Origin of the sequence: Melghirimyces profundicolus (assembly GCF_003054245.1) — a bacterium.
Lineage (GTDB): Bacteria > Bacillota > Bacilli > Thermoactinomycetales > DSM-45169 > Melghirimyces > Melghirimyces profundicolus.
This window is the reverse complement of record NZ_QBKR01000021.1, coordinates 67,096-73,957: the sequence shown is the minus strand read 5'-3', so window position 1 is coordinate 73,957 and position 6,862 is coordinate 67,096. Positions and strand designations below refer to the sequence as shown.

Here is a 6,862-nt window from a genome sequence, read left to right as displayed (position 1 = left end):
GCACAAGTCTCGCCTGGGTCGCTTCTCTCCCCGGTCTCGCTATGCACTCACAGAGCACAAGTCTCGCCTGGGTCGCTTCTCTCCCCGGTCTCGCTGTGCTGTCCTGCAGAGATGGTTGCACTGTCCGCTCCGCTGGGTAGGACAGCAAAGTCGCTATTTTGGGTAAACGCTTCCCCTTTCTCGAAACGAACATTCAATCACAACGCTTCCAGGAACCAAACGGCTTCTCAAGGGAAGCCGTTTTTGACTGAGTGAATGAAACCGGAATTCACCCCGGGCGCAGTTGCCTGAAGCCCGGCCCCTTCGGCTATAATAGGGAGACGTGGAAATACGGCACGAGAGAAAAGGAGAGAACGATGCGACTCAGAAGGAAACCCCATGCCAAAGAAGCGGTCCGCAATCATCCGCGGGTGGTGACGGAACCGGAACGATGCCGGGGAAAATGGCACTCCCTTTTTGGAAACGACGGGCCGCTTTATCTTGAGCTGGGCACCGGAAAGGGACGGTTTTTGTCCCGCGTGTGTCAAACCACCCCGGAAGTCAACTGGATCGGGGTGGAACGGGTCGAGGAAGTCCTCCTCCAGGCACTCCGAAAAGCCGATGAATCCGAATGCGACAACCTTCACTTTCTGTGGATGGACGTGCACCAACTGGATGAAGCCTTTGCGGAAAGGGAAGTGGACCGGATTTATCTTCACTTCAGCGATCCGTGGCCCAAGAAGAGACACGCCAAGCGGCGTCTGACCCACTCTGCCTTTCTGGAACGCTACAAACAGGTGCTGAAACCCGGGGGCGAAATCCGGTTGAAAACCGACAATGAACCCTTCTTTGACTTTTCCCTCGAAGCGTTGGAAGAAGCGGGCTACCGCATCCTGGAGTCGACGCGGGACCTCCATCACAGCCCGTATGCGGAAGGCAACGTGACCACGGAGTACGAGGAGAAGTTCACCGCCAAAGGAATCCCGATTCACTATCTCCGGGCACGCCGCCCCGATTGACGATTGACATCGTTTCCCAAACAATATAATATGGTTCTGTATGGCTCAAACTGTTCCTTTCATAAAGGGAACTTGAGGATAGCTCAGCAAAAACCAGGTGATGGAAAGTCACCCTCACCGGCCCGCCTTCCGGGACAGCGGCTGTTCATTCCCGGAGGTGCCCCTCTTTTCGCCGCTATCCGGAAAGCGGGGGCAAGTTCCAGCGGGCCGGCATCCCCTGTCTTGCTGCATTTCAATTTTTGATGCAAAAGAAAGGAGCAAGTTTCGCTATGGCACGTTATACTGGACCTCGTTGGAAACTGAGCCGTCGCTTGGGGATCTCCCTCTCCGGCACCGGCAAAGAACTGAAACGGCCTTACCCGCCGGGGGAACACGGTCCCAACCAGCGGCGCAAGCTTTCCGAATATGGAATTCAGTTGCAGGAGAAACAAAAACTGCGCTTTATGTACGGAGTGAACGAAAAACAATTCCGTTCCCTCTTTGAGCAGGCCGGCAAAATGAAAGGGGTCCACGGCGAAAACTTCATGAAACTCCTCGAGTCTCGCCTGGACAACCTGGTCTACCGACTCGGCTTTGCCCGCACCCGTGCACAGGCCCGTCAGCTGGTCGTCCACGGCCACGTGACCGTCAACGGCCGGAAGGTGGACCGCCCGTCCTACCGCGTGAAACCCGGCGAAGTGATCGGACTGCGGGAAAAGAGCCGTAATCTGAGCATCGTCAAGGAAGCCTTGGAAGAACGTGACTTCCTGCCCGAATACCTGACCTTCGACGAGAACAAAATGGAGGGCACCTATACCCGCCTGCCGGAACGGGATGAACTGCCGGCCGAAGTCAACGAGCGTATGATCGTTGAATACTACTCCCGGTAATCGTCAAAACGGAAAAAACGGCCTTTGTCCTTGGGGGACAAAGGCCGTTTTTTATTGGGTTCATCCTCTTTTCATCTTGGCAAAACGCCGTTTTCCGACCTGGACCACCCGGCCGTTTTCCACGGAGACCCGGGTGTCGGCGTCGGACACTTTCTCCCCGTCCAGTTTGACCGCGCCCTGCTTGACCATTCGGCGGGCTTCCCCGTTGGAACTGACCAATCCCAGCAGGGTGAGCAAACGAACGATCCAGATCTTACCGTCCTCCAGTTCGGCAGCCGGAACTTCTTTTTCCGGAATGTCCTCGGGCAGCGCTCTCTGCTGGAACACCCGGCGAAAACGGGCCTCCGCCTCCGCGGCGGCCTCCGTCCCGTGGTACATCTCAACCAGTCGGCGGGCCAGCTTCATCTTGGCGTCCCGCGGATGGAGGCTTCCGTCTCCGATGGCGGCTTTCACCCGGTCCAGTTCTTCCAGGGTGAGATCCGTCACCAGTTCGAAGTACTTCAGCATCAGGTCGTCGGGAATGGACATGGCTTTCCCGTACATGTCATGGGGCGGTTCGTTGATCCCGATGTAGTTGCCGAGACTCTTGGACATTTTCTTGACTCCGTCCAAGCCCTCCAGAAGGGGCATGGTCAGGATCACCTGCTCCTCCTGTCCGTATTGGTGTTGCAACTGCCGCCCCATCAGCAGATTGAAGGTCTGGTCGGTCCCCCCCAGTTCGATGTCGCTTTCCAAGGCGACAGAATCGTAGCCCTGCATCAGGGGATAGAAAAACTCGTGGACGCTGATGGCTTGTCCGCTGTTGTACCGTTTGGCGAAGTCGTCCCGCTCCAGCATCCGCGCCACCGTCGTTTTGGCCGCCAGATCGACCACGGCTGCGAAATCCAGAGGACTGAGCCACTTGCTGTTAAAGTGGATCTCGGTCTTTTCCCGGTCCAGGATTTTAAACAGCTGCTCCGCGTAAGTTTGGGCGTTCCTCTTCACTTCTTCTTCCGTCAACTGTTTCCGGGTCTCCGACTTCCCTGTCGGATCCCCGATCCTCCCCGTGAAATCCCCGATAATGAGTTGGACGATATGACCGAGATCCTGGAATTGGCGCAGCTTGTTGAGCACCACTGTATGTCCGATGTGAATATCCGGGGCGGAAGGATCCAGACCCAGCTTCACCTTCAGGGGCTTTCCCGTCCGGATGGAACGGCGCACTTTTTTTACCAGGTCCGCTTCAGGGATGATCTCCGCTGCTCCCCTCCGAATGACAGCCAACTGCTCCTCCACCCGGCGCTCTTGTTCCGGGGTCAACGCGTTTTTCTGTTCCATTGGGATTCACCTGCCTGTTGTTTGTTAACATGTGTGTGTCGATTCACCATATATTGGGTCGGTGGATCGTGTTTTGCCCTGCGACCGTTGGCCATCCGGCAAGGAAGCGATGACGGTCCGCTCCGAATCTTCCCGTCGGGCAGGGGCAAATACCTTCGGATGCAACACAGAGAAGCTTTTGCCCCTGAACGCCCTTGCAGGCCGATTCTCCACTGGATAGGGTGGCAAAGATCACTCAGGCAATACACGACCCTCTTTCCGATATACCCGGTTATTGGATAATCAACAGTCCTGGTGTTTGTTAAAAAAGGCGATTTCTCCATAAAATAAACCTCGCCCCTCTTCGAAGGGACGAGGATGCCTCGCGGTACCACCCTTGTTGAAACCCGTCAAGGCTTTCCGCTCTGAGAATAACGGGTTTTACCACCCGCCGCTCCCCGGCTTTTGTCAGGGGCGGAGCTCCCAAGCTGTAATTCGCACGGGTCGGATCCGCTGGTTCGCACCGTCCACCAGCTCTCTGGGGGTATCGCCAAACCCGGCTACTTCGACTTGTTCCACACTTGTCGCATTTTTTGAGACCACTTTATCACAAACATTTTATCCAAAAAATCGGGGGTTATCAAGATGAAAGGTCAGCACCCGCCCGACGGACCGAAAACCCAACGCTTAACCCGCTTTCTTCGCCGCCTTTTCACCGCCGGTGTTCTGCTTTTAACGCTGCTTTTCTTCTTTACGGCGGCCGGATCGGGCGTGTTGGCAGGCTACATGGCTTCCCTGATGAAGAATGAGCCGGTTCGGAGTCAGGAAGAACTCCGACAGAAAATGAACAGCTGGACCCAGACCAGCCATGCGTACTTCAGGGACCACTCCCTCCTCGGGGACATGCGGACGGATGCCGACCGCAAATGGGTGAAAAAAGAAGAAGTCAGCCCCCTTCTGATTGATGCCCTGCTGGCAACAGAGGACCATGAGTTTTACCGGCACCACGGCATCTCCCCCCGGGGGATCCTGCGCGCGGTCTATCGAAACCTCGTCCGGGGTTCCGTCACCAGCGGCGGCAGCACCCTCACCCAACAGCTGGTGAAAAACGTGATCCTGGAAAACCGGGAAAAAGTCCTGGAACGCAAAGCGAAGGAAATTTGGCTCGCCCTCCGGCTGGAACGGATGTTCAACAAAGACGAAATCCTCACGTTCTATCTGAACAGCCTGTATTTCGGCAAAGGAGTCCATCACCGTAATCTCCTCGGGGTTCAGGCCGCTTCCCGCGGCCTCTTTGGAGTGGACGCCAAAGACCTCAACCTGGCCCAGGCAGCTTATCTGGCCGGTATGATCCAGCGTCCCGCCGCTTTGAATCCTTTCCACCCGGAGACCTTTGAAACGGGGCGGAAACGGATGGAAACCGTCCTCTCCCGCATGGAGAAGACCGGAAAGATCACCCCCGAAGCCCGCGCGGAAGCACTGGAATTCGACTTGAAATACTCCCTCGCCAGGAAAGGAGAGCCGAGCGCCTATTCCCGCCGACCTTTTCTGATGGCGGCCGTGGAGGAGCGGGCGGCCAAGATCCTGATGAAAGTTGAGGGGTTGGATGCCGGTGAATTAAGCCGACAAGGGCTTTACCGATCCACCCTGGAACAGTACCGAAAGAAGGTCCTGACAGGCGGATACCGCATCCACACCACCGTGGATCCCCACCTTCACCGGGCCGTCAACAAGACCGCCAGGGATGACCGTCTGTATGCCAAACCCATCACTTACACCGTAAATACGGGAGCCGGAAAAAAGAAAGTGGAAAACGCCCGGGAGGAGGTGGGCGTCACCCTGTTGGATGTCCGCACCGGAGACATCCTCGCCTTCGTCGGCGGTCGCGATTTCGAGCAGGGACAGACCAACCACGCCCTCAACACCCGGCGGCAACCCGGGTCCACCATCAAACCCCTCCTGGATTACGGGCCGGCCCTGGACCGGGAAACCGTCACCCCCGGGGCGATTCTGGTGGATGAACCCCTTGAGGCCCAAGGGCAAAACGGGGAAAAGAAAACCTACAAAAATTACAATGACCAATACCAGGGGCCCGTCACCGTCCGGGAAGCCCTGAAATGGTCCCTCAATATTCCGGCGATCAAATTGCTGCGGGAGACAGGCGTCCGGCAAGGCTTCGCCTATCTGAAGGCAATGGACTTTCCCATACATCCGATGGACGGGGAGGCATCGGCAATCGGAGGGTTTACCAGGGGGTTCACCGTGGAGCGGATGACGGCGGGTTATGCCATGCTGGCGAACGGAGGCATCTATCGAGAACCCCACCTGATCGATTCGATCGAGGATGCCGACGGCAAAGTGATCTACCGGTACAGCCCCCGGGCCAAACGAATTTTATCCCCCCAGGCGGCCTATCTCACCACCGATATGTTGCAGGATGTCATGAAATCGGGGACCGGCCGCTGGGTGGGGGCCCGGGCACCGGGGCACCACCTCGCCGGCAAAACAGGAACCACCCAGAAGGGATATGATGTCTGGTTTATGGGATACACCCCCCGGGTCGCCCTCGGGGTCTGGGTCGGCTATAATCTGAATCATCCCCTTCTCGACGACCGGAGGGCAAAGCGGGTCTGGTCCAGGGTTTTCCAGGCGGCCACCCGGACCCGGCCCGACCTGTCTCCCAAGAAAACGGCATTTGAAAAGCCGGAAGGGTTGGAGGAAGCCGAGATCTGCAATGTGACCGGGTTGCTCGCCACCGAGGAATGCCGATTGGCGGGAAACGCGGTCAAGGAAACCCTCCCCGAAGACGGAATCCCCGATGAAATCTGCCTCCTCCACGGGACCGAGCGGGTGGTGAAGGTCGACGGCAAGGAAAAGGTGGCTGATCCCCGCACCCCGGAGGACATGACAGAAAAGAAAACCGGCCTGCGGGTATCCGAAGAAGATCGGGAGCGCTATCAATATTACCGCGGAGAAAAACTGCCCGTGGAACAGGACAACCGGGTCAGCATCGGGCCCCCTTCCCCGCCCCGGGTGGAATCGGCACCGCTTCCCTCAGGGATCCGGTTGTCCTGGAATCACACCGGGGACGCTTCCGTGGTCGGCTACCGGGTGTACCGGGACGGGCAACTGGTATCGAGCTTCCCCCTCGGTGAAAGTTTGACTTACTCGGGCCCGCCGGGAAGCTATGCAATCCGGGCCGTGGACGTCGCCGGGCTGGAATCGGACGACGGGCTTCCCTCCTCTTGGCCACTTTCCCCTCTACCGAGAGCGGAGGTCGACAACGGAATGGACCGGTTGGAGTGGAACGCTGTGGAAGGAGCCACCGCATACCGGATTTATTTGGCACCATCCGCGGACGGACCGTACCGGCTGGTTGCTGAAACCTCCCCAACCCGTTGGGAACAACCCTCCCCCTCCGGTGCCCGCTGGTACCGGATCACATCGGTCACGCCCCGGGGAGAATCTTCTCCTTCGAAAAGCGTGCCCCCGAAAAAAGGGTTTCCTTGGTTTTAGAGCGCTTCCGCTTACTCGCTCACTAGAAACCTTGTGATTGAATGTTCGTTTCGAGAAAAGGAAGCGTTCACCCAAAATAGCGACTTTGCTGTCCTACGCAGCGGAGCGGACAGTGTAACCATCTCTGCAGGACAGCACCGGGGAGCGCAAGCGACCCAGGCGAGACTTGTGCTCTGTGAGTGC

At 57.6% G+C, this 6,862-nt stretch carries 4 protein-coding genes and 1 other annotated feature; of the genes, 3 read left to right on the top strand and 1 reads right to left on the bottom strand.

Annotated elements, in window-relative coordinates; translation table 11 throughout:
• Positions 1-356 precede the first annotated feature (356 nt).
• Together trmB and rpsD are read left to right on the top strand one after the other, a co-directional pair.
• Entirely contained in the window at positions 357-998 is a 642-nt protein-coding gene (trmB, locus tag C8P63_RS14195; RefSeq protein ID WP_108025307.1) for a tRNA (guanosine(46)-N7)-methyltransferase TrmB, read from the top strand.
• Positions 999-1,267: 269 nt separating this feature from the next.
• Entirely contained in the window at positions 1,268-1,867 is a 600-nt protein-coding gene (gene rpsD / locus C8P63_RS14190; protein WP_108025306.1) for a 30S ribosomal protein S4, read from the top strand.
• Positions 1,868-1,927: 60 nt separating this feature from the next.
• On the opposite strand, the gene tyrS is transcribed toward rpsD, so the two are convergent.
• Positions 1,928-3,184: a tyrosine--tRNA ligase gene (gene tyrS / locus C8P63_RS14185; protein WP_108025305.1), complete on the bottom strand. Its 1,257-nt coding sequence runs from the start codon at positions 3,182-3,184 to the stop codon at positions 1,928-1,930.
• A gap of 344 nt (positions 3,185-3,528) precedes the next feature.
• Positions 3,529-3,750: a binding site (T-box leader), on the bottom strand.
• 58 nt (positions 3,751-3,808) lie between these two features.
• Here tyrS and C8P63_RS14180 point away from each other — a divergent pair.
• Positions 3,809-6,679: a transglycosylase domain-containing protein gene (locus C8P63_RS14180; RefSeq protein ID WP_108025304.1), complete on the top strand. Its 2,871-nt coding sequence runs from the start codon at positions 3,809-3,811 to the stop codon at positions 6,677-6,679.
• Positions 6,680-6,862 lie beyond the last annotated feature (183 nt).